The sequence below is a fragment of the Akkermansia sp. AE01SA01 genome (genome assembly GCF_036417395.1).
GTDB lineage: Bacteria > Verrucomicrobiota > Verrucomicrobiia > Verrucomicrobiales > Akkermansiaceae > Akkermansia.
On record NZ_CP143890.1, the window covers coordinates 1,109,067 to 1,129,234 of the forward strand.

General features: G+C 57.3%; 12 protein-coding genes. 6 read left to right on the forward strand and 6 right to left on the reverse strand.

Going from position 1 to position 20,168, the window contains the following annotated elements:
- The first annotated feature begins 17 nt into the window (after nucleotides 1–17).
- Both V3C19_RS04530 and V3C19_RS04535 read left to right on the forward strand, forming a co-directional pair.
- Nucleotides 18–3,887 (forward strand): glycoside hydrolase family 2 TIM barrel-domain containing protein, encoded by a 3,870-nt coding sequence (locus V3C19_RS04530; protein ID WP_130083456.1) that lies wholly within the window; start codon nucleotides 18–20, stop codon nucleotides 3,885–3,887.
- Between the two features lie 339 nt (nucleotides 3,888–4,226).
- Nucleotides 4,227–6,794 (forward strand): glycoside hydrolase family 2 TIM barrel-domain containing protein, encoded by a 2,568-nt coding sequence (locus V3C19_RS04535; RefSeq protein ID WP_130083457.1) that lies wholly within the window; start codon nucleotides 4,227–4,229, stop codon nucleotides 6,792–6,794.
- Here V3C19_RS04535 and V3C19_RS04540 read toward each other — a convergent pair.
- A complete protein-coding gene (locus tag V3C19_RS04540) occupies nucleotides 6,789–8,168 on the reverse strand; it encodes a replication-associated recombination protein A (protein WP_290511834.1) in 1,380 nt (459 codons plus the stop codon). The genes V3C19_RS04535 and V3C19_RS04540 overlap by 6 nt on opposite strands.
- Here V3C19_RS04540 and V3C19_RS04545 point away from each other — a divergent pair.
- The 4 genes from V3C19_RS04545 to V3C19_RS04560 all read left to right on the forward strand — a co-directional run bounded on the left by V3C19_RS04545 (nucleotide 8,167) and on the right by V3C19_RS04560 (nucleotide 13,537).
- Nucleotides 8,167–9,975 carry a beta-N-acetylhexosaminidase gene (locus tag V3C19_RS04545; RefSeq protein WP_238623794.1) on the forward strand — a complete coding sequence of 603 codons (1,809 nt, stop codon included), beginning with the start codon at nucleotides 8,167–8,169 and terminating at the stop codon, nucleotides 9,973–9,975. The two genes, V3C19_RS04540 and V3C19_RS04545, sit on opposite strands and share 2 nt — an antisense overlap.
- Before the next feature lie 315 nt (nucleotides 9,976–10,290).
- Nucleotides 10,291–10,965, forward strand: coding sequence for a hydrolase (locus V3C19_RS04550; RefSeq protein WP_202975647.1), 675 nt, complete (start codon nucleotides 10,291–10,293; stop codon nucleotides 10,963–10,965).
- 90 nt (nucleotides 10,966–11,055) lie between these two features.
- Nucleotides 11,056–11,652, forward strand: coding sequence for an antibiotic biosynthesis monooxygenase (locus V3C19_RS04555; protein WP_161981332.1), 597 nt, complete (start codon nucleotides 11,056–11,058; stop codon nucleotides 11,650–11,652).
- The gene (locus V3C19_RS04560; protein ID WP_295934423.1) at nucleotides 11,642–13,537 is read left to right on the forward strand and encodes an amidohydrolase; all 1,896 of its coding nucleotides are present in this window, start codon (nucleotides 11,642–11,644) and stop codon (nucleotides 13,535–13,537) included. The genes V3C19_RS04555 and V3C19_RS04560 overlap by 11 nt, the downstream gene beginning before the upstream one ends.
- A 437-nt stretch (nucleotides 13,538–13,974) precedes the next feature.
- Here the strand turns inward: V3C19_RS04560 and V3C19_RS04565 are convergent, their stop codons facing one another.
- From V3C19_RS04565 to V3C19_RS04585, 5 genes are all read right to left on the reverse strand, one after another.
- On the reverse strand, nucleotides 13,975–14,469 hold the full coding sequence (locus tag V3C19_RS04565; RefSeq protein ID WP_295934421.1) for a GNAT family N-acetyltransferase: 495 nt from the start codon (nucleotides 14,467–14,469) through the stop codon (nucleotides 13,975–13,977).
- A 513-nt stretch (nucleotides 14,470–14,982) separates the two neighbouring features.
- Entirely contained in the window at nucleotides 14,983–15,270 is a 288-nt protein-coding gene (locus V3C19_RS04570; protein ID WP_130083462.1) for a putative quinol monooxygenase, read from the reverse strand.
- Between the two features lie 80 nt (nucleotides 15,271–15,350).
- Entirely contained in the window at nucleotides 15,351–16,286 is a 936-nt protein-coding gene (locus V3C19_RS04575; protein ID WP_130083463.1) for a hypothetical protein, read from the reverse strand.
- A 160-nt stretch (nucleotides 16,287–16,446) separates the two neighbouring features.
- The gene (locus tag V3C19_RS04580) at nucleotides 16,447–17,691 is read right to left on the reverse strand and encodes a 6-phosphofructokinase (protein WP_130083464.1); all 1,245 of its coding nucleotides are present in this window, start codon (nucleotides 17,689–17,691) and stop codon (nucleotides 16,447–16,449) included.
- A 415-nt stretch (nucleotides 17,692–18,106) separates the two neighbouring features.
- The gene (locus tag V3C19_RS04585) at nucleotides 18,107–19,156 is read right to left on the reverse strand and encodes a substrate-binding domain-containing protein (protein WP_161981658.1); all 1,050 of its coding nucleotides are present in this window, start codon (nucleotides 19,154–19,156) and stop codon (nucleotides 18,107–18,109) included.
- Nucleotides 19,157–20,168 lie beyond the last annotated feature (1,012 nt).

Here is a 20,168-nt window from a genome sequence, read left to right on the forward strand (position 1 = left end):
TGCAAGACTGCATCCATATGAAATCTGCACGGGCTTTTTTGTTCTCCATGCTGTGCCTGGGGCCGGCCCTTCCCCTGCTGGGAGAGGCCCCGGATTGGGAAAATGAAGAGGTAACGGGAATCAACAAGGAGGCGCCCCGCGCCGCCGTTCTCCCGGCGGCAGACAAAACCATGAGTTTGAACGGAGACTGGAAATTCAAGTTTTCCATGAAACCGGACGAGCGTCCTGCCGATTTTTACAAGCCTACCTATTCCGTCTCCTCCTGGGACACGATCAAGGTGCCTTCCAATTGGCAGCTTTACGGTTATGGAACCGCCATCTACACAAATGTTCCCTATCCCTTCAAGCCGAATCCTCCCAAAGTGACGGGAGAACCGCCCAAGAACTGGCCGGCATACAAGGAGCGCAATTCCGTGGGTTCCTACCGCCGGGATTTCAATCTGCCCCCCTCCTGGAAGGGTGAGCAGGTGATGATCCGGTTTGACGGGGTGGAATCCGCCTTTTATGTCTGGCTGAACGGCCGGAAGGTGGGATATTCCCAGGATTCCTATACGGGCGGGGAGTTTGACTTGACGCCGTATGTGAAGCCCGGCAGGAACACCATCGCCGTGGAAGTGTACCGCTGGAGCGACGGCTCCTATCTGGAGGACCAGGATTTCCTCCGCCTTTCCGGCATTTTCCGGGACGTGACCCTGTTCTCCCAGCCGCAGGCGCACGTGCGCGACCTGTTCCTGAAAGCCGGGCTGGACAGGAAGAATTACACCACGGGCATCCTGGATGGCACCTTCACCATCCGCAATTCCGGGAAAAAGGACATTCCCGCCGGGATGAAGCTGGAATATTCCATCGACGGGGTTTCCACCAATCTGAACTGGGAAGGCAAAAGCGGTTCCGGCAGCGTGAAGACGGATAACAGGGGCAGGCTGGATTCCGGCACGCTCACGGTGCCTGCCATTCCCGCCGGAGGGGAAGTGCAGGTCTCCCTGAAAAAGGAATATCCCGGCGTGAAGCCGTGGACGGCGGAAACGCCCAATCTGTACAAGGTGGCCTATTCCCTGAACGGCAAGGATTCCCGTTCCGTCAACATCGGGTTCCGCACCGTGGAAATTGCTGACAACGGCGCCGTGCTGGTCAACGGAGAGGCCGTCAAGTTCAAGGGGGTCAACCGCCACGAATCCCATCCGGACTATGGCCGCGCCATTCCGCGGGAGGTGATGGAGAAGGATGTGCAGATCATCAAGGCGCACAACATCAACACCGTGCGCTGTTCCCACTATCCCAACCACCCCTATTTCTACGACCTGTGCGACCGCTACGGCCTGTACGTGATGGATGAAGCCAACTGCGAGGCCCACGGCATCCGCAACAGCGGCATGGACATTTCCAGGAAACCCTCCTGGAAGAAGGCGCACGTGGAGCGCAACATGAGCATGGTTCACCGCTCCAAGAACCATCCCTCCATCGTCTTCTGGTCCCTGGGCAACGAATCCGGCAACGGCCCCAACTTTGTAGCGGCCTCCGAGGCCATCAGGGCCTGCGACAATACCCGGCCCCTGCATTACTGCGAATTCCCGCACGGCCACAAGGCCGTGGACATGGATTCCGCCATGTACCCGCCCGTGGACCGGGTGGAAAACTGGGGGAAAGAGAAAACCTCCCGCCCTTTCTTTGTGTGCGAATACGCCCATTCCATGGGGAACGCCCTGGGCAATTTCAAGGAGTACATGGAGGCTTTCGAGTCCTCCCCCCGCATGGTGGGTGGAGCCATCTGGGACTTTGTGGACCAGTCTCTCCGCGCCAATCCCGTGGGAAACGGCATTTACAAGCCCGCGCCGTTCAAGGGCGTTACCCAGGCGTACGGCGGCATGTTTGGAGACAGACCCAACCAGGCCAATTTCTGCGACAACGGCATTATTCTGGGTAACCGGAACACCACGGCCAAGACGAAGGAGGTGAAGAAAGTGTACCAGTACATGGCATTTGAGCGCCAGGACGGCAAGCTGACCGTGCGCAACAAGTATTTCCACAAGCCGCTGAAGGGCTATACGCTTTACCTGGTCTCACTCACCCCCGGCAGCGGCCATGCCGTGGAGCGCGTGCCCCTGCCGGAAGTGGCTCCCGGCAAGTCCGTGACGGTCAGCCTTCCTTCGGCCGCCATGAAGTCCGGCTCCCTGATGGTCCTGGCGGACGCCCGGTACAAGCTGCCGGAAGACGTGAAGATGCTGTCGGCCAGCCAGCTGGAACACGTGGTGGATGAATGTGAAGCCTATGAATGGTTCCCGGCTCCGGCGGACAAGGTTCCCGCCGTCAAGGCTCCGGCTTCCCTCCCCGCCGTTTCCGTCAGGAAGGGGAATCCCTTGGTGGTGCAGGGGAAAGGCTTTACCGCTACTTTCAAGGACGGCATGCTTTCCGCACTCCGGTATGGCGGGCAGGACCTGATCCTGCCGGATTATCCGGTGACGCTCCAGGCCTACCGCTCCCCCGTGGACAACGATTCCTGGATCAGAAGCAAGGTGGAGGGGAAGATGAAGATGCAGAACATGAAGATGGAATGCTCCGATGTCCAGGCCTCCGTCATTTCCCCCGGCGTGGCCCGCGTGACGGCGGAGTTCAAGACGAAGGGGTCCGAACTTTCCCTGTCCGGCCGGATTACCTGGACCGTTTTCGGCAACGGCATCATCAATGCCTCCGCCAGAATTTATCCTTCCGCCAAGGGCGAGGAACTGCTCAGGCTGGGCTTCACCTTCGGCATGCCCGCGGCGTACGACCAGGTGGAATATCTGGGACTGGGGCCGTGGGACAATTACAGGGACCGCCGCACCAGCTGCTGGAAAGACCTGTTCCGGACTTCCGTGGACGACATGTTCTTTGCCTATTCCCGCCCGCAGGACATGGGCAACCGCATGGAAACGGACTGGGTAGCCCTGTCCAAGGACAAGTCCGCCCCGGCTTTGTGGGTGGGGGCCGCCTCTCCCGGGGCGCCTCTGGAAGTTTCCATTCTGCGCTATACTCCCAGGGAACTGAATAATGCGAAGAGCCTGGACAAGCTGCCGGAAAAGAACAAGGTGATCGTGAATCTGGATGCCTTCCAGATGGGGCTGGGCGGTTCTTCCTGCGGGCCGCGCCCGCTGGTGAAATACCAGACATTGAGCGAGGCAACGCCCCTGGGCTTTGTGCTGGCTCCCGCGTCCGGCCTGCTGAATCTGGCCCGCTCCGGCCTGCTGGTGCCCCATTCCCCCGTAATCGAGCGTGACGGGGACGGCATGGTCAGCCTGTCTTCTTCCACGCCCGGCGTGGAAATGAAGTATTCCGTCAATAAAGGGCCGGAAAAGGTTTACAAAAAGCCTTTCAAGCTTCCGGAGGGCAATGTCAGGGCATGGGCCGCAGCCGGAAAACCCGGCAGTGCGGCCCCCACGTCTCCCGACGAACGGCAGTTCCCCCTCATCAAGGGACAGGCCGAATGGAAGATACTCAGCGCTTCCTCGGAAGAGCCGGATACCGGGTTCGCCCACTTCGCCATTGACGGCAAGCCGGACACCTACTGGCACACTTCCTACACCAACGGCCTGCCGGGCTTCCCCCATTCCATCGCCGTGGACATGGGTACCAGGATGAAGTTCACCGGATTCATCTACACGCCCAGAATGGACAAGGACAAGGGGCTCATCAGCCAGTACGCCTTCTCCATCTCCGACGACGGGAAGAATTGGAAGGAAGTCAAGAAGGGGCAGTTCACCTACCATTATATCCGCAAGGATCCGGCCGTACAGCGTATCGACTTCGGGAAGCCCGTGGAAGCTCGCTACTTCAAGCTGGATGCCAAGTCCCCCGTCAGAAGCGGGGAACAGAGCGCCACGGTGGCAGAACTGAATATCATTACCCAGTGATGGACGAGCCGGCGTGATCTTGGATAAAGGCACTTTCCTGCCGCGCATCCCGGAAGGGGTGCGCGGCCTGCCGTTCCTGGGTATGTCTCCGTCTCCGGAACGGACCCGGAGGGAATGCTGGCGGCCGTTTTTCCCGGCAGGGCGTTTTCATGGCCATGTTAAAGGAGGCATTCCTGTCGTCAGGGAAGTTCGTGAAAGACGAATTACGGATTTGTTGAAGAACGGTGTTCATTTCTCAACGTTTTCCGTTTCCTCCGTATCTGACTTTTTGAAGAATATCCCGGAGGCGGAAATGTTTTTTCTTTGAAAGAAAAGGGAACATAAGGTAGTAACTTTTTTATGCTGAAGACTGTTGCATTCGTGCTGGGAGTGACCGCATTGTGCGTGTCGGCGGCCGGAGCGGGATATGGGGAAGAAGCCCCTCCTGTCACTAGAAGGATGGTCTGGAACCGCGGCTGGGAGTTCCGGCTGGAAGACGAACCCGGAAAGAGCGGCTGGCGGACGGCGCATCTGCCCCATACGTTCAGCCTGCCCTATTTCATGTCCGATTCCTTTTACACGGGGCGCGGTTCCTACCGCAAGAAGCTTGTGATGCCGGAGGAATGGGTGGGGCAGAAGGTTTTTCTGGATTGCGGCGCAGCCTTCCAGGTGGCGGAGGTGACTGTGAACGGAAAGCCGGCGGGAACGCATGAAGGGGGGTATACGGCGTTCCGGACGGATTTGACGCCTTTTCTGAATCCCGGAGAGAATTGGGTGGAGGTGCGCGTGGACAACCGCTGGAGTCCCCGCATCGCCCCGCGGGCCGGGGAGCATACCTTTTCCGGCGGCCTGTACCGGAACGTGCATTTGCACGTGTGTTCCCCCGTGCATATTCCGGCCCACGGCGTCTGGGTGCAGACGCCGGAAGCAACGTCTGCCCGCGGGAAGGTGCGCATCCTGACGGAGGTGAAGAATGATTCCCCGGAAATGAAGAAGTTTTCCGTGCGCCATACGGTGCGCGAGGAGAAGGGCGGCCGTGTGGTTTTGCGCGGGGAGAAGTCCGTGAAGCTGGGCGCGGGAGTGGCGGACCGCGTTCAAACGGACCTGCCTCCGCTGGCCGCTCCCAGGTTGTGGAGCCCGTCAGCTCCCAACATGTACCGGGTGACGACGGAGCTGGTGGACGAGAAGGGAAAGACGCTGGACCGGACAGAAAATCCCCTGGGTTTCCGCACCCTGGAGCTGACGGCGGACCGGGGCATGCTGATTAACGGGAAGCCCGTTTATCTGCAAGGAGCCAATGTGCACCAGGACCACGCAGGATGGGGGGACGCCGTGACGGACGCCGGGGCGCGCCGTGACGTGCTGCTGATGAAGAACGCCGGGTTCAATTTCATCCGCGGCTCCCATTATCCCCATTCCCAGGCTTTTCTGGACGCCTGCGACCGGGAGGGCATGTGCATGCTGAATGAAGGCATTTTCTGGGGAATGGGCGGGTTCAAGGAGCACAACAGGTACTGGAATTGCGACGCCTACCCCACGGAAGAGAAGGACCGCGCCGCGTTTGAGGAAAGCTGCATGCGCCAGGTGAGGGAAATGGTGCTGCAATTCCGGAACCATCCTTCCATCGTCATCTGGAGCATCAGCAATGAGCCGTTTTTCACCCAGCATGCGCAGGAGTCCAGGGAACTGTGCTCCAGACTCATCGCGCTGGTGAAGGAGCTGGACCCGACGCGCCCCGTGTGCGCGGGGGGAGGCCAGCGCGGGAATTTTGACAAACTGGGGGACTTGGCCGCTTTCAACGGGGACGGCTCACGCGTGAAGACGCCCGGAAGGCCCAGCATGGTGACGGAATACGGTTCCGTGAGCTGCAAGAGGCCGGGAGCGTACGCGCCGGGCTGGGGGGATATGAAGAAGGACAAGGAGGCGGGAGTGCGCTATCCCTGGCGCGTGGGGGAGGCGGTCTGGTGCGGGTTTGACCACGGCAGCATCTGGCCATCCGGCGGCCGCATGGGCATTGTGGATTATTTCCGCATCCCCAAGCGCGCCTGGTACTGGTACAGGAATGAGTTCAAACGCATTCCCCCGCCGGAATGGCCCGTGAAGGGAACTCCGGCACAGGTGAAGCTGTCCGCGGACAAGAAGACCATCAGCCCGGCTGACGGCACGGATGATGTACACGTCACCGTGAAGGTGGCGGATGCCTCCGGGAGGCAGATAGCAAATGCCGTTCCGGTGACGCTCACGGTGGAGTCCGGCCCCGGAGAGTTTCCCACCGGCAAGAGTATCACGTTCACGCCCGGAACGGATATCGACCTCATTGACGGCTGCGCAGCCATTGAGTTCCGGTCTTATTATGCCGGGAAAACGGTCATCAAGGCGTCTTCCCCCGGATTGAAGGGAGACAGCCTCCAAATCGTTTCCCGGAAGGCCCCGGAGTATGTGGCGGGCAGGAGCGCGGAAACGCGGGACAGGCCCTACAAGCGTTTTACTGCGCAGGAGAGGGACGCCCAGCTGGCGCGGCATGGCCGGTCCGGAACCGGAGAGAAGGCGAATCTGGCGGCATTGCGGCCCTGTTCCGCTTCCTCCAACCTTCAGGATGCGATGAAGGCGTCCGACGGAGATGGCGCTTCCTCGTGGCTGCCGTCCGCGGAAGACAAGGCGCCGTGGTGGCGGCTGGACATGGAGTTTGAATTCCGCCTGGACCGGATTGAGGTGAAGGCCGCCGGGGTCTGGAAGGGGCAGGCTCCCGTGGTGCAGATCAGCAGGGACGGCAACACCTGGAAGGACGTTAAAACCGTTATGAACAAGGACGGGACGGAGCTGACCGCAGCGTGTCCGGAGGACGCCGAAGCCAGGTATGTCCGCATCCGGCTGTCGCCGGGGCAGGGGATTGCGGAAGCGGCCGTATGGCCGGCGGATGCCTCATGATGGTTCCTGTTCCTCCGGAGCGGGGGGCTTTTTCCGGCCTCTCCGCGTGCCGGAACTGCCGGAATCCTCTTCCGCCCGCTGGCGGCGCAGTTTGTCCCAGTAGGCCAGCCGCTTGTTGATTTCCCGTTCAAATCCCCGTTCCGGCGGCTTGTAGAACTGGCGGCGGGGCATTTTGTCCGGGAAGTAGTTCTGTCCGGAAAAGGCGTCCGGCGCATCGTGGTCGTAGGCGTAGTCCTTTCCGTATCCCAGTTCCTTCATCAGCCTGGTGGGGGCGTTCAGGATGTGCGCGGGCGGCATCAGTGAGCCGTGTTCCCTGGCGGCTTTTTGAGCGGCTCCCCATGCAGTGTAGGCACTGTTGGACTTGGGGGCGCACCCCAGGTAGATGACCAGTTCCGCAATGGCCAGCTCCCCTTCCGGAGAGCCCAGCCGTTCGTACGTGTCCCACGCGGCGATCGCTATCTGGAGCGCGGCGGGGTCCGCCAGGCTGATGTCTTCCATCGCAAAGCGGGTCAGGCGGCGCAGCAGGTAGAGGGGGTCCTCCCCGCCCTGGAGCATGCGGGCGGCCCAGTACAGGGCCGCGTCCGTGTCCGAACCGCGCAGGGATTTGTGCAGAGCGCTGATCAGGTTGTAATGGCCTTCCCTGTCCTTGTCGTACACCGGGGCGCGCTGCTGGACGATTTTCAGCAGGGCCTCCGTGTCCAGGACGTCGTCCGGCCTGCACAGGTCAAAGACGCTTTCCATCAGGTTGATGAGGTAGCGGCCGTCGCCGTCCGCCAGGTCCACCAGGGTGGCGCGGGCTTCCGGTGTGAGCGGCAGCTTCCGCTGGAGAAGGGATTCCGCCCGTTCAATGATGCTGTCCAGCGCTGCGGCGTCCAGAGCGTGCATGACGAAGACCTTGCAGCGTGAGAGCAGGGCGCTGTTGAGTTCAAAGGAGGGGTTTTCCGTGGTAGCGCCTACCAGCGTGACGGTGCCGTTTTCCACATAAGGCAGGAAGCCGTCCTGCTGGGCGCGGTTGAAGCGGTGTATCTCATCCACAAACAGGAGGGTGCCTTCCCCGTATTCCCGGCGTTTGGCCGCCTCGTCAAAGGCTTTCCGGAGGTCCGCCATGCCGGAGAAGACGGCGGAAAGCGCCACGAAGTGCATGGACGTGCGCGTGGCCAGAATGCGCGCCAGCGTGGTTTTTCCGCAGCCGGGCGGCCCCCACAGGACGAAGCTGGTCAGTTTGCCGGAGTCCGCCATGCGCCGTATGGGGCCGTCTTCCCCCAGAAGATGGTCCTGCCCCACGATTTCAGCCAGTGCGGCCGGCCTCAGGCGGTCCGCCAGGGGACGGTCCGCAAAGGCGGCGAACAGGCTGGGGGCGTCGTCTTTTTTCATGGTGCCCATCGTACGCCGCCCGGAGGGGAAAGGCAAGGGAGGGATGGCGGCACGGCTGCTGTTTGCCGGTGCCGGCGTGTCATGGAGAACTGTCCGGAAAGGGTTTTTGTGCCTGGACGGAGGAAAAGAGAAAGACATGGAGGGGAAAATGTGTATCATGGCCGCCATGATGCGCTTTTTCCGCCCCTTTTTCGTGCTGATGCTTTCCGGCGCGGCCTGCATGGCCGCGCAGGGGCAGGAGCAGATCATTCCCCGGCCCGTTTCCGTGAAGTATGGAGAAACGGGGCCGGAGAGGGGCGTCATTCTGGATGCCGGAAGCCGCGTCGTCTGCCGGGAAAAGGACCCCGGATTCCAGAAGCAGGCCCATTTTCTCCAGCAGTTTTTAGCACAGGGAACCGGGCTTGCTTTGGATGGGCCGGGTGGAACTAATGCCATCCGCATTGAGAAGGATGCCTCCCTGAAGCAGTACGGGCCGGAGGCCTACAGGCTGGAAGTAAAGCCCGGACTGATTTCCATCCGCGCCGCTTCCCCCAGAGGCGTCTATTATGCCGGGCAGAGCCTGGCGCAGATGCTTCCGCCAGCCTTTTTCCAGAGCAGCGCGGACAAGTCCGCCGTGGCCTGGAAAGTGGCGGAGAAGCCGTTTTCCATGCTGGATTATCCCCGGTTTTCATGGCGGGCCTTTATGCTGGACGAGGCGCGGCATTTTTTCGGCGAGGAAGAGGTTAAGAAGCTGATCGACCAGATGGGGCTGCTGAAGATGAATATCCTGCATTGGCATTTGTCCGATGATGCGGGATGGCGCATCCAGATCAGGAAGTACCCCAAGCTGACGTCCGTGGGCAGCAAAAGGAAGGATACGGAAGTGGAAACCTGGGGGAGCGGCAAGTATGCCGGGAAACCCCATGAAGGCTTTTATACGCAGGAGCAGATCAGGCGCATTGTGCGTTATGCGGCGGAGCGCAATATCACCATCGTGCCCGAGATAGACGTGCCCGGCCATTCCGCCGCAGCCATCGTCTCCTATCCGGAGCTGAAGCTTTCGGCGCGTCCCCTGCCGGAGATTCCCGTCAGCTTCAATGACGGAGCGGCCTTTGACCCCACCAGCGAGCGCACCTACCAGTTTATCGGGGACGTGATGACGGAGCTGGCCTCCCTCTTTCCGGGGGGAATCATCCACATTGGCGGCGACGAAGTGCGCTACAAGAAGTACTGGGAGGGCGTCCCCCACATTGAGGCGTTCATGAAGAAGAAGGGCATCAGGACGTTCCCTGACCTCCAGATCATGTTTACAAACCGCATTTCCGGGATGCTCGCCAAAAAAGGAGTGAGGACGATCGGCTGGAATGAAATCCTGGGTTCCGATGTTCACAATGACGGGGGGCACGGAGCCGCTTTGGGCCGGCTGGACGCGAAGGCGATCATCCATTTCTGGTACGGGTCCGACAAGATCGCCACCAAGGCTATCGAGGACGGCCACCAGGTGGTCAATTCCACTTCCCGCATGACCTACATCAACAAGGATGAGCAGAAGCTGCCCTTGTCCAAGTCCTATTCCTTTGAGCCCGTTTTCCCCGGATTAAAACCCAGGTATCATGACCAGGTCCTGGGGCTGGGATGCCAGGTGTGGACGGAATGGATTCCGGATGCGGACAAGCTGGAACGGCGTGTGTTCCCGCGCATAGCCGCTTATGCGGAAACGGGATGGAGCCGGAAGGAAGACAAGAATTATCCGGATTTCCTGAGGCGCCTGAAGAGGTATGTGGAGATTCTGGATGCACGGGGCATCAATTACGGGGAAACCCGTTAGGGCTGCCGGAGGGGGCGGCAGAGGCATGGTTTCTCCGCTGTTCCTGCGGCGCGATGATCCGGGATTCTCTTTTTGACGGGGATTCCGGGGAGGTGTTTTTGAGCGTTTTTTCCGCTGTGGTATGACACGGACGGAAGAGCTTGCAGATCATGAGTTGCTGTTTTTCCCGGATTTGTTCCTGCGTCACCCTCTGGCATGAAATCAACAAATGTGCCAAATCCTTTCTCCAACTGGCAAGGGATGCAGTTTAAAAGACCGTTTGAATCCCGGATACAACCATAAATATAGATATAGGAGAATCATAGGATGTCATTCATGTCGTCACACTATCATCAGCTTTACACCCCGGAAGATACTGCCGTGGTATTCATTGACCATCAGCCCCAGATGACCTTTGGCGTAGCCAGCATCAACCGGGCGGACCTGATCAACAACGTTACCCTGCTGGCCAAGGCTTCCAAATTGTTCCAGGTGCCCACCATCATCACCGCCGTGGAAACGGAAAGCTTTTCCGGGTATGTCTGGCCGCAGCTGCTGGACGTGTTCCCCGGCCAGCACGTGATTGAACGCACCTCCATGAATTCCTGGGATTCCGACGAGTTCCGCAAGGCCATTAAGGCGACGGGACGCAAGAATATCCTGCTTACCGGTCTTTGGACAGAAGTGTGCGTCACCTGGCCGGCCATTGAAATGATGGGCGACGGATACAACATTTACGTGGTGGAAGACTGCTGCGGCGCCACCTCCCGTGATGCCCAGAAGGCCGCCCTTTCCCGTATTACCCAGGCGGGCGGAACCCGGCTGACGACTATTGCCGCACTTCTCGAGTTCCAGCGCGACTGGAAGAACAAGGAACATTACGATGCCCTGATGAACCTGCTCAAGCAGCAGGGCGGAGCCTACGGCGTGGGCGTGGAATACGCCTACACGATGATTCACCACGCTCCCCAGTCTGCGGTGTCCCCGCAGGTGGTGAAGCATGATAATTAATTGATCCAGGAGTTCTCCCCTGCCGGAAAGTCCGTTTCTGCGGCCTTTCCGCGGGGAAAGCCCCGGAAACACCAAGACTGCATGGAGGCCATGAACCCTTCCGATGAAGTGACTGTAGTCGTGCGCCGGCACATTTTGCCGGGCCATGAAGCCCAGTTTGAGCATGCCATGAGGGATTTTGTCAATTTTGTACTGACCTGTCCCGGCCATGTGGGCATCAGCGTTTTGAGGCCGAACGACGGGAACGGGGAATATGTGGTAGTGGACCGTTTTGCCAATGCCGCCGCCAGAAAGGCCCTGGTTTCCTCTCCTGAGTATGAACGCTGGATGAAGCTGCTGGGAGCCCACACGGAAGGCGAACCCGACATGCAGGAGATGAATGGGCTGGACGCGTGGCTGAACCAGCCGGGCAGCCCCATGAAGACGCCTCCGCGCTACAAGACGGCGGTGGCTACCTATCTGGGGGTTTGCCTCGTCATTTTTCTTTTGAATATTACTGTGGGAGACCTGATTCACGGACTGCCCGCATGGCTTTCCTTTTTCCTGTTCAATGCCTGCGTGGTGGCTCTGCTGACCTGGGTATTCATGCCTCTGATCAGCCGCATGCTTTCTTCCTGGCTTTTCAGCAGGCAGGGGGAAGCGGCTGCGGAAACAATCCCTAACCATAATGAAAACAATGAAAAATAATGACAAGGTTTACGCCGATTTGATGATCTCAAACGGCAAAATAGCGACGCTGGATGAACGCGGCACCATGGCCGAGGCCGTTGCCGTGAAGGATGGAAAAATTCTGGCTGTCGGTTCCGACGAAGACATCGCCAAATACAAGGGACCGGATACCCAGACCATAGACGCCGGAAAGAGAACGGTCATTCCCGGCCTGAACGATTCCCACCTCCACGTCATCCGCGGCGGCCTTAATTACAACATGGAACTGCGCTGGGACGGCGTTCCCTCCCTGGCGGACGCCCTCCGCATGCTCAAGGAACAGGCCAGAAGAACCCCTCCCGGCCAATGGGTGCGCGTGGTAGGCGGCTGGAGCGAGTTCCAGTTTGCCGAACGCCGCATGCCCACGCTGGAGGAGATCAATGAAGTGGCTCCAGATACGCCCGTGTTCGTCCTGCACCTGTACTGCCGCGCCATGCTCAACAAGGCCGCCCTGCGGGCCTGCGGGTACACGAAGGATACGCCCAACCCTCCCGCCGGAGAAATCCAGCACGACAGCGACGGCAACCCGACGGGCCTGCTGATTGCCCGGCCGAATGCCACCATTCTTTACGCCACGCTGGCCAAGGGACCCAAGCTGCCCGTGGAGCACCAGATCAATTCCACCCGCCATTTCATGAGGGAACTCAACCGTCTGGGATTGACCAGCATCATTGACGCCGGAGGCGGCTACCAGAATTATCCTGAGGATTACGAGGTGATTGAAGAATTGCACAAGCGCGGGGAAATGACTGTGCGCATTGCCTACAATTTGTTCACCCAGAGGCCGAAGGAAGAGAAGGAGGATTTTGCCAAGTGGATCAAGATGACGGAACCCGGGGAGGGGGACGATTATTACCGCTGCAACGGCGCGGGCGAAATGCTCGTTTTTTCCGCCGCGGATTTTGAAGACTTTCTGGAACCCAGGCCGGACCTTCCCGCAGATATGGAGTCCGAACTGAAGGGCGTAGTCAGCCTGCTGGCCGCCAATAAATGGCCGTTCCGCCTCCATGCCACCTATAATGAGAGCATTTCCCGCTTTCTGGACGTGTATGAGGAGGTGAACCGGGAGATTCCCTTTGAGGGGCTGCACTGGTTCTTCGACCACTGCGAGACCATCGACGAAAAGAACCTGGAACGCGTGAAGGCACTGGGCGGGGGCATTGCCGTGCAATGCCGCATGGCCTACCAGGGGGAATATTTCATGGACCGTTATGGCAAGGAAGCGGCGGAACATACGCCTCCCGTCCGGAAGATGCTGGAAATGGGCATTCCCGTGGGAGCCGGCACTGATGCCACCCGCGTGGCCAGCTACAATCCCTGGGTGTCCCTGTACTGGCTGACCACCGGGAAGACCGTGGGCGGAGCGCGCATGTACCGTGAGGAAGATTGCCTTTCCCGCGAGGAGGCCCTGCGCCTGTACACTCAGGGCAGTACCTGGTTTTCCTCGGAAACGGGCAAGAAGGGAGCTATCGCCCCCGGGCAGCTTGCGGACATGGTCGTTCTAAGCGAGGATTATTTCACCGTTCCGGAGGAAGATATCAAGAAGATCGAGTCCGTGCTGACCATCATGGACGGCAGGATCGTTTATGCCACGGGTCCGTTCAAGGATCTGGATCCGGAACCCATTCCGGTGCTGCCGGAGTGGTCGCCGATTGCGGTATTTGGCGGTTACGGAGCGCCCCTGGATCCGAAAAAGGCGGCCAGGGCCGGCGTACCCTTCCAGCAGGAGCACAAGCATTCCTGCCATTGCCATGAACATGGCTGCATGCATTCCGCTTTCATGCTGATGGAGGGGATGGCCAATGCCTCCCGTCCCAAATATTCCGATTTCTGGGGCTCCGGGTGTGGATGCTTCGCGTTCTGACGGTAAACTTATGCGAAGCTCCGGCGCTCCGTCTCCTGCAAAGGGACGGGGCGTTTCCTTTTTGCGGGAAAGAGGGAAATACAGGTAGGGGGCGTACCGTAAGGGAACGGGGACATCCCGAATAAAACAGGCAGTCCACTCCACAGGAGGCACAGACAGACGGGGCGGGAAAGGACGCGCAGGGGAAGTTTTCTAAGAAGCAGTATACCACCGCCAACCGGATAAGGAAAAGGGGCTGATCCCATGCCGGCACCAACACCGGACGCGGCGGCTGAACGCATATGTGGGAAGACGGAGCGGAGTTTGAAGAGCGCTTACAGTATCTTGCCGCAGGGACAAGCGGTAACAGCAACCCCGCAGGGCGCTGGACATGGAATACTAAACCAGGGAGGCGGGATGGGTAACATCTGTCCTGCCGCCCTGTTTCAGGTTGCTGTTTATGCACGCCTTTTCCGCCGTGGGTTATTATATGAATCAGGAAGCATCTGTAGCTCCGTCAAGCAGGGATAAAATCCATACCTGGCATAGAATCCAAAAACTTTTTCGTTACCTGCACTTACTTTGACAACCATGTTTTTAGGTTTGCGCTCCTTAAGCCAGCTCAATGCCTTGTCCATGAGATGACCGGCTATCCCCATTTTTCGATAGCCGCTGGAGACAAAAATTGAATCAATTTCGCCAGTGTTACCAACGGTGCTCGCAATGCAATAACCCACAACAGTAGCCGCGTCACAGGCCAGGATTATAGATAATTGACCTTTCCGGGCAGTTGAGAGCAGAGCCGCTTTTCTTGTTTCAAAAGTATTGCTAGCATAAAAGTCCTTGAAGCAGGGTGATTGATCAAGATGTAGCTTATTGAGTTCTTGCCACAAGGGTTTAACACAATCTAATAAGTCTTCTTTTCCAAATACGTAATGAATGTTCGTCTCCATAAGAAAATCACCTCCTGCAATTATAACTGTCCTGGTATAGCCATGATCGGTTATACGCCTTTTCCGCCAAAAGCGAATTGGATAATCATGATACGGAATTCACCCGTTTCAGACAATGGGAAGTTATATTTTCTCCATCCGTTCCACTTGTCCAGCCTGTGGATGGAGAATAATATTTTTCCGCAAAGGGAGCGAAAAAAATCCACCCTGGAATCATTGACAAGCAGGATTTTGACGTGGCATTTCGCCGCCGAAAACGGGGAACAGGATTAAGGGCAAAGCGTAACAGTCAGGTGCAGACATTCAGACTTGTTACCCAGCCTTCCAATCTGCATGGTCAGGGGCTTCGTGTCACGTTCAAAGACCTGTTCGGGACGGTAAGGTTTTTTTATACTGCCCTGCCGCGAAACCGGCTTCTAACCGTCTGCAGGCGCATTCCGCGCCTTTTTTTTGCCTATTTTCCCGTCCCTGAAAAGTTCCTCTTGAAAAAGCCCCAATGGTCCGTTTCAGTCCTTAAAGGATTTCCCGGTACAGGGAAATCTCAATGGCTTCTTCCGCCATGTCGCTGAGCAGAGGAATGATGTGCTGGAAGTGTTCGGAATCCGCATGGACGTCCACGGCCGCCTGGTCCTTCCATTCTTCAATGAAAGTCAGGATATCGGGATCGTCCATGTCCTCGTACAGGTGGTAGGAGATATTGCCGGCTTCAGCACGGCTTTTTTCCACCAGTTCCCTTGCTGTAGCGATAAATTGGTCCCTGGCTCCTGCTTTGACGATGCTTTTGGCAGTGATTTTAATCATGGCTGTCAATAATTTGACTTCCGGCAGAGTAAGGGGGCGGGGGACGAAGTGTCAATCATCCTTTTGGGACGTTCCGGTCATTATTCCACCTCCTGAAGGTTTTTCAGCAGTTTGGCCCGTGTCTCCTGGGTGTATTCCACTCCGGGTATGCAGGAGTGTCCGCGATAGAGTCCTATGATTTCCAGGCGGTTTTCAATGTCCGGGCCGTGCAGGTCCTCCGGTTCCGCAGACGGATAATTGGAGGAAGAGCCTCTCAGCATCTTGACCTGCATTGTAGCCAGATTGAGCAGGCATATCTGGATTTCATTGGTGAAGATAAGGCTGCTGTCCTTCCGGTCTCCGGCAGGCCGCAGTCTGTAGATGGTGATGGCGCTTGCTCCTCCGGGGTTGATCAGGATGGAAGGGAAAACGTGTCTGCGTCCATTCGTGTCCCGGACGACCAGATCAAAATCGCTTTCTCCAAAGAACCTGTTGGTGACGCGCGAGGAAATGCGGACTTCCGGAGCATTTTCCTCCAGCAGGGGAACGGGCGTGGATATCAGGAATGGGGAGCCCGGCGGCAGTTCCGGAACCGGGAGTGAAATCGTGAAGAAGTCGATGATAAAGATAATGACGCCGATGAGCAGAAACAGGCAGATTCCCCGGTTCCGGAGGCGGTAGGCCAGCCAGGACGCGCTTTCTCCTGGATTCAGCGTGTCTTTGATGCCGTCACGGCGCATGTAATAGTTCGTCAGCCGGGAGATAACGGCCAAGGCCCCCGCCAGCGCCAGCAGCCGTGCCAGCATGAAAACCGCTTCTTCCCAGGTTTCCCCCGTGCGAATGGCGGAGAAAAGACATGAGGCGAGAAAGGTCAGTACCGTAAGCAGGATGACGAACGCCAGGCAGCCGGATGGGGCGGCGCGTACCGGAATCCATTCCCTGCCGCGTTTGCTGTAGTGGTGGAGGATCAGCGTGGCGAGCAGGAAAGCGATGATGGCCAGAGTGGAGTAAAAATGCTGAAACAGGTAGTCAGGCATGGAGGCTGATGATGCTTGCGCATTGTATCGTTTGTAACTGGCTCCGCGCCCGGTTACTGGAAAAGGGGTACGGGGAAAGGACCGCTCCGGGGTACGGAACGACTGGATGTGTTCCGGATTCCTCCCTTATAAGGAAAAAACCGGAGGAAAAGGAAAATTGTCAGTTCCGGACCGGTTCCGCCTGGATTTTTTTGAGCTTCGCGAAGCGGGGAAGGGAATGTTCCTTCCGCATGCACGTTTCCCCCTGGATGAGCGGAAGAACATAGTCGATGAACGGCTGCTCCATTCCGTTGCCGCGGGCATTGATCCATTCGCGCGGCACCAGTTTTTCCACGTTGGCTACGTCCGTAAGGCCGATCAGTTTGGTCTTGCAGACGTACTGTCCTTTTTCCGTGTTCCGCTCGAAAGCCACCATCTTGTCCGTTTGTCCGGCCACAGCCGCTTCCACAGCGGCCTTTCCGGCCAAGTAGGCTTCCTCAATGTCCGTTTTGGAGGCGACGTGGGAGGCGCAACGCTGGAGCAGGGAGAGTTCAATGCTCCTGACCTTGGCCCCGGTCTGCCTTTTGACGGATTCCGCCAGCATGGCGCCCAGTCCGCCCAGCTGGGTGTGGCCAAAGACATCCTTATCCCCTGATTCCGCAATGAAACGGCCGTCCGCATGCCGTACCCCTTCAGAGACGGCCACCATGCAGCTTCCCTTGCGCTGGTAAATGTCATTGACGTCCTGCCAGAATTCTTCCATGTTGAACGGGACTTCCGGCAGGTAAACCAGGTCGGGGCCGGCTCCGGCATACGTGGCCAGAGCGGCGGAGCCGGCCAGCCAACCGGCATGGCGGCCCATGATTTCCACGATGGTGACGCGCCCCTTGTCGTACACGCGCAAGTCCTGGTGCACTTCCATGCAGGAAGTGGCTATGAATTTGGCGGCGGAACCGAACCCCGGGCAGTGGTCTGTGCCGTAAAGGTCATTGTCGATAGTCTTGGGGATGCCGATGACGCGGCATTCATACCCGGACTGCTGCATGAATTTGGAAATCTTGTTGCAGGTGTCCATGGAATCGTTGCCGCCGTTGTAGAAAAAATAACGCACGCCATACCTGCGGAACACTTCCAGAAGACGGCGGTAGTCCGCATCGTCCACGGAGGGATCAGCCATCCTGTAGCGGCAGGAACCCAGGGCGGATGCTGGGGTGTATTTCAGCAATTCCAGTTCTTCCGGGTCTTCCTGGACCATGTCGTACAGGCGTTCGTTCAGCACTCCTTCAATACCGTTGGCGGCTCCCAGCACGTGCGTAACATGCTCGCATTGCAGGGCTGCCTGGATGGCTCCCAAAGCGCTGGCGTTGATGACGGCGGTAGGACCGCCGGACTGCCCGATGATGCATGCTCCTTTTAATGCGTTCATGGAGGAATGTTGGATGAGAGAAGTGCCTGTTTTCGCCTCCGCCGCCGTGTTTCCGCGCCGGGAACAAAATCAAGTTTGACCCTATCCGCACCCCGGATGGATGTCAAACATTATCAGTCTCCGGGGTATGTTTCCGCAATGCCGGAAAATGCGGGATTTAGCGGGCGCCGGGACTTTTCCGCTCCTTTTTCAGAGGAGGATAAAGCATTTGGTAAAGGGAAGTGCCGCAGGAGAACGGGATGAGGAGCTCCGTGGTCTGAATCATGCCCCGTACCGGAAACGGGGCATGATGGATGTGGAGAGCCTGCCGCCGCATCCGGTAGGGAGACGGACGCTTTTTTTCTTTTTAACAGCCGGCAGGGACAGGCCGCTTAATTGCCCGGCTTTTACAGGAGCGAAAGCGGGCACAAGACGGTCAGGAGGATGCCGGCACGGGCCGCTGGATGACGGACTGCCCCGGATGGAGTTCCGGAATGACGGAGATGTTTTTGAGATGTTTGCCGGAGATCAGCGAACGGAGCATCCGGATGAGCTTGTGGACCGTTTTGGTGGAATTTTCCTCGTAATAGGTAATGGCGGGGAACAGCCGTTCCATGAAAGGCTCATATGTCAGGCTTACCAGGCTGAGCTGGCCGGGAATACTCAACTGGCGGGCCTCCACATAGGAAAGGATGGGAATGATCTGGTTGCCGCGCGTAGTCACTAGGGCGGACATGTCCGGATGCTCCTTGAAAGCCTTGGTCAGGTGTTCGAAGAAAGCGGGGGTTTCAAACGGAGTGGGAATCAGGACGGGGTTCCAGCCCTGTTCCGAAAAACCGAAGAAGCCTTTCTGCATCAGGTGATGGCCTTTCAAAGGGTCCGGCGGAAGGCACAGCCCTACGGTTCTGTGCCCCTTGTTCCATAAATGCCGTGCCGCATGATGGGTGGTAGCGGCCCAGTGACGGTCCAGATAGGGCAGGTTGCTGCTTTGATAGGAAGTGCCGCGGACAATGCAGGGAATGCCGTGCGTCTTGAACCAGAGCTGGGATTGCTCCGAGGAACGGTGGAGAATCCAACAGACGCATTCCGATTTGCCTACCAGCTTGGCAAGCCGTTTGTCCGGATTGTTGCCCAGAAGCCAGGGAGCTTCAAAGATGCGCACGCTGATTCCGTCTTCCTCCAGAATTTTCAGGATGGTGTACACTTCTACCAGGACGCTTTGCGCCAGTCTTTTAAGCGGCTGGGAGGTCAGGAAACCGATCGTGGCTTTCTTTTCCTGGGCAGGGAAGGAGCAGGCGTCCGGCCCCATGTTGTCTGTGGCGGCTTTCAGAATACGTCTCGGCACCTTGATCCGTGCAGGGGCAATCCAGTTTTCTTTTTCCAGAATGGTCAATGCCTTCCTGACCGTTTCCCGGCCCACGGATAATCTGTTGCCCAGCTCCCGCTCTCCGGGCAATACGTTGACCAGGCTTCCGCTAAGAATCATTTGCTTGATTTTATTGGCCACATTTTCTGCCAATGAAAGGGCTGGTGCTGGATTCATATATTCTTCTAGTACTTCTTGAAACACGGGAATTCGAGCCATTTGTTGAGCCGGGAAGGCAGGAAAGGCCTGTCTGCGTCGTCCGCATATTGATAAGACATTCTTTCTCTGTCAAATATTCAGATTATTATGGAGTCTGGTCTTTTTTATTCGGTAGAGAATTCCCGGGAAATTCCCTATAATGTTTTTGTTTAATGAATTACTATATCTCTTGGGAAAAAGAGAAATGAAGTGAAATTATTTTTAATGTTCTTATTTCAAGAGTGTTGTAATTATTTGTCCCTAATTTGTGTTTTACCTGCGCAGATAGTTCCGTTTTTGAACGATTTCCAGACATGGCTTTTCCAAGGGGATTTGCACGATCTGATTTTAGAGCAACTATCCCGGTGAAGTCCATTCTGCTCAAGGCCCGGGACGGCAGCTGAAGATGGAGAAGAGAACGGACATCATGATACAGCGTTTCCATGTGGTGAGGAGGCTGTCAAAAAAAGAGACGTGGCCTATCACGGCCATTAAAGATTGCACGGTATGTTTGCGCCGGGAATTGCTGAAGTCCTGGGAAATTTGAGTGGCTTCCCGCATTCGAAGTGAATTTACAGTTTTTTATTTGAATAAGTGCAGTCCTGCAGATTCATCCAGCATAAACGTTTTATGCAGGATGATATTTCCGCGGGAGAGACAGAGACTTTTAGAGAAGTGGCATTACTCCATGCCGTTTCATCCGGCGAATGGAAAGCATTCCAAGTCTGAATTTGGCTGATTCAAGATAATTTTAACACCGGAAGGGAAGAATCCCTTTCAGAAACCAGTGAACCAATTAATTCTATCAGTTAGTCGAGTCAATCGATTCAGGAAAAGGATATACTTTTCACTGATGAGGATTATTCGGAATCTGCCATGATGATGAAGCGGGCGTGGTGTTTTCCCACTACTTTATAATAATAATAGAAAATAA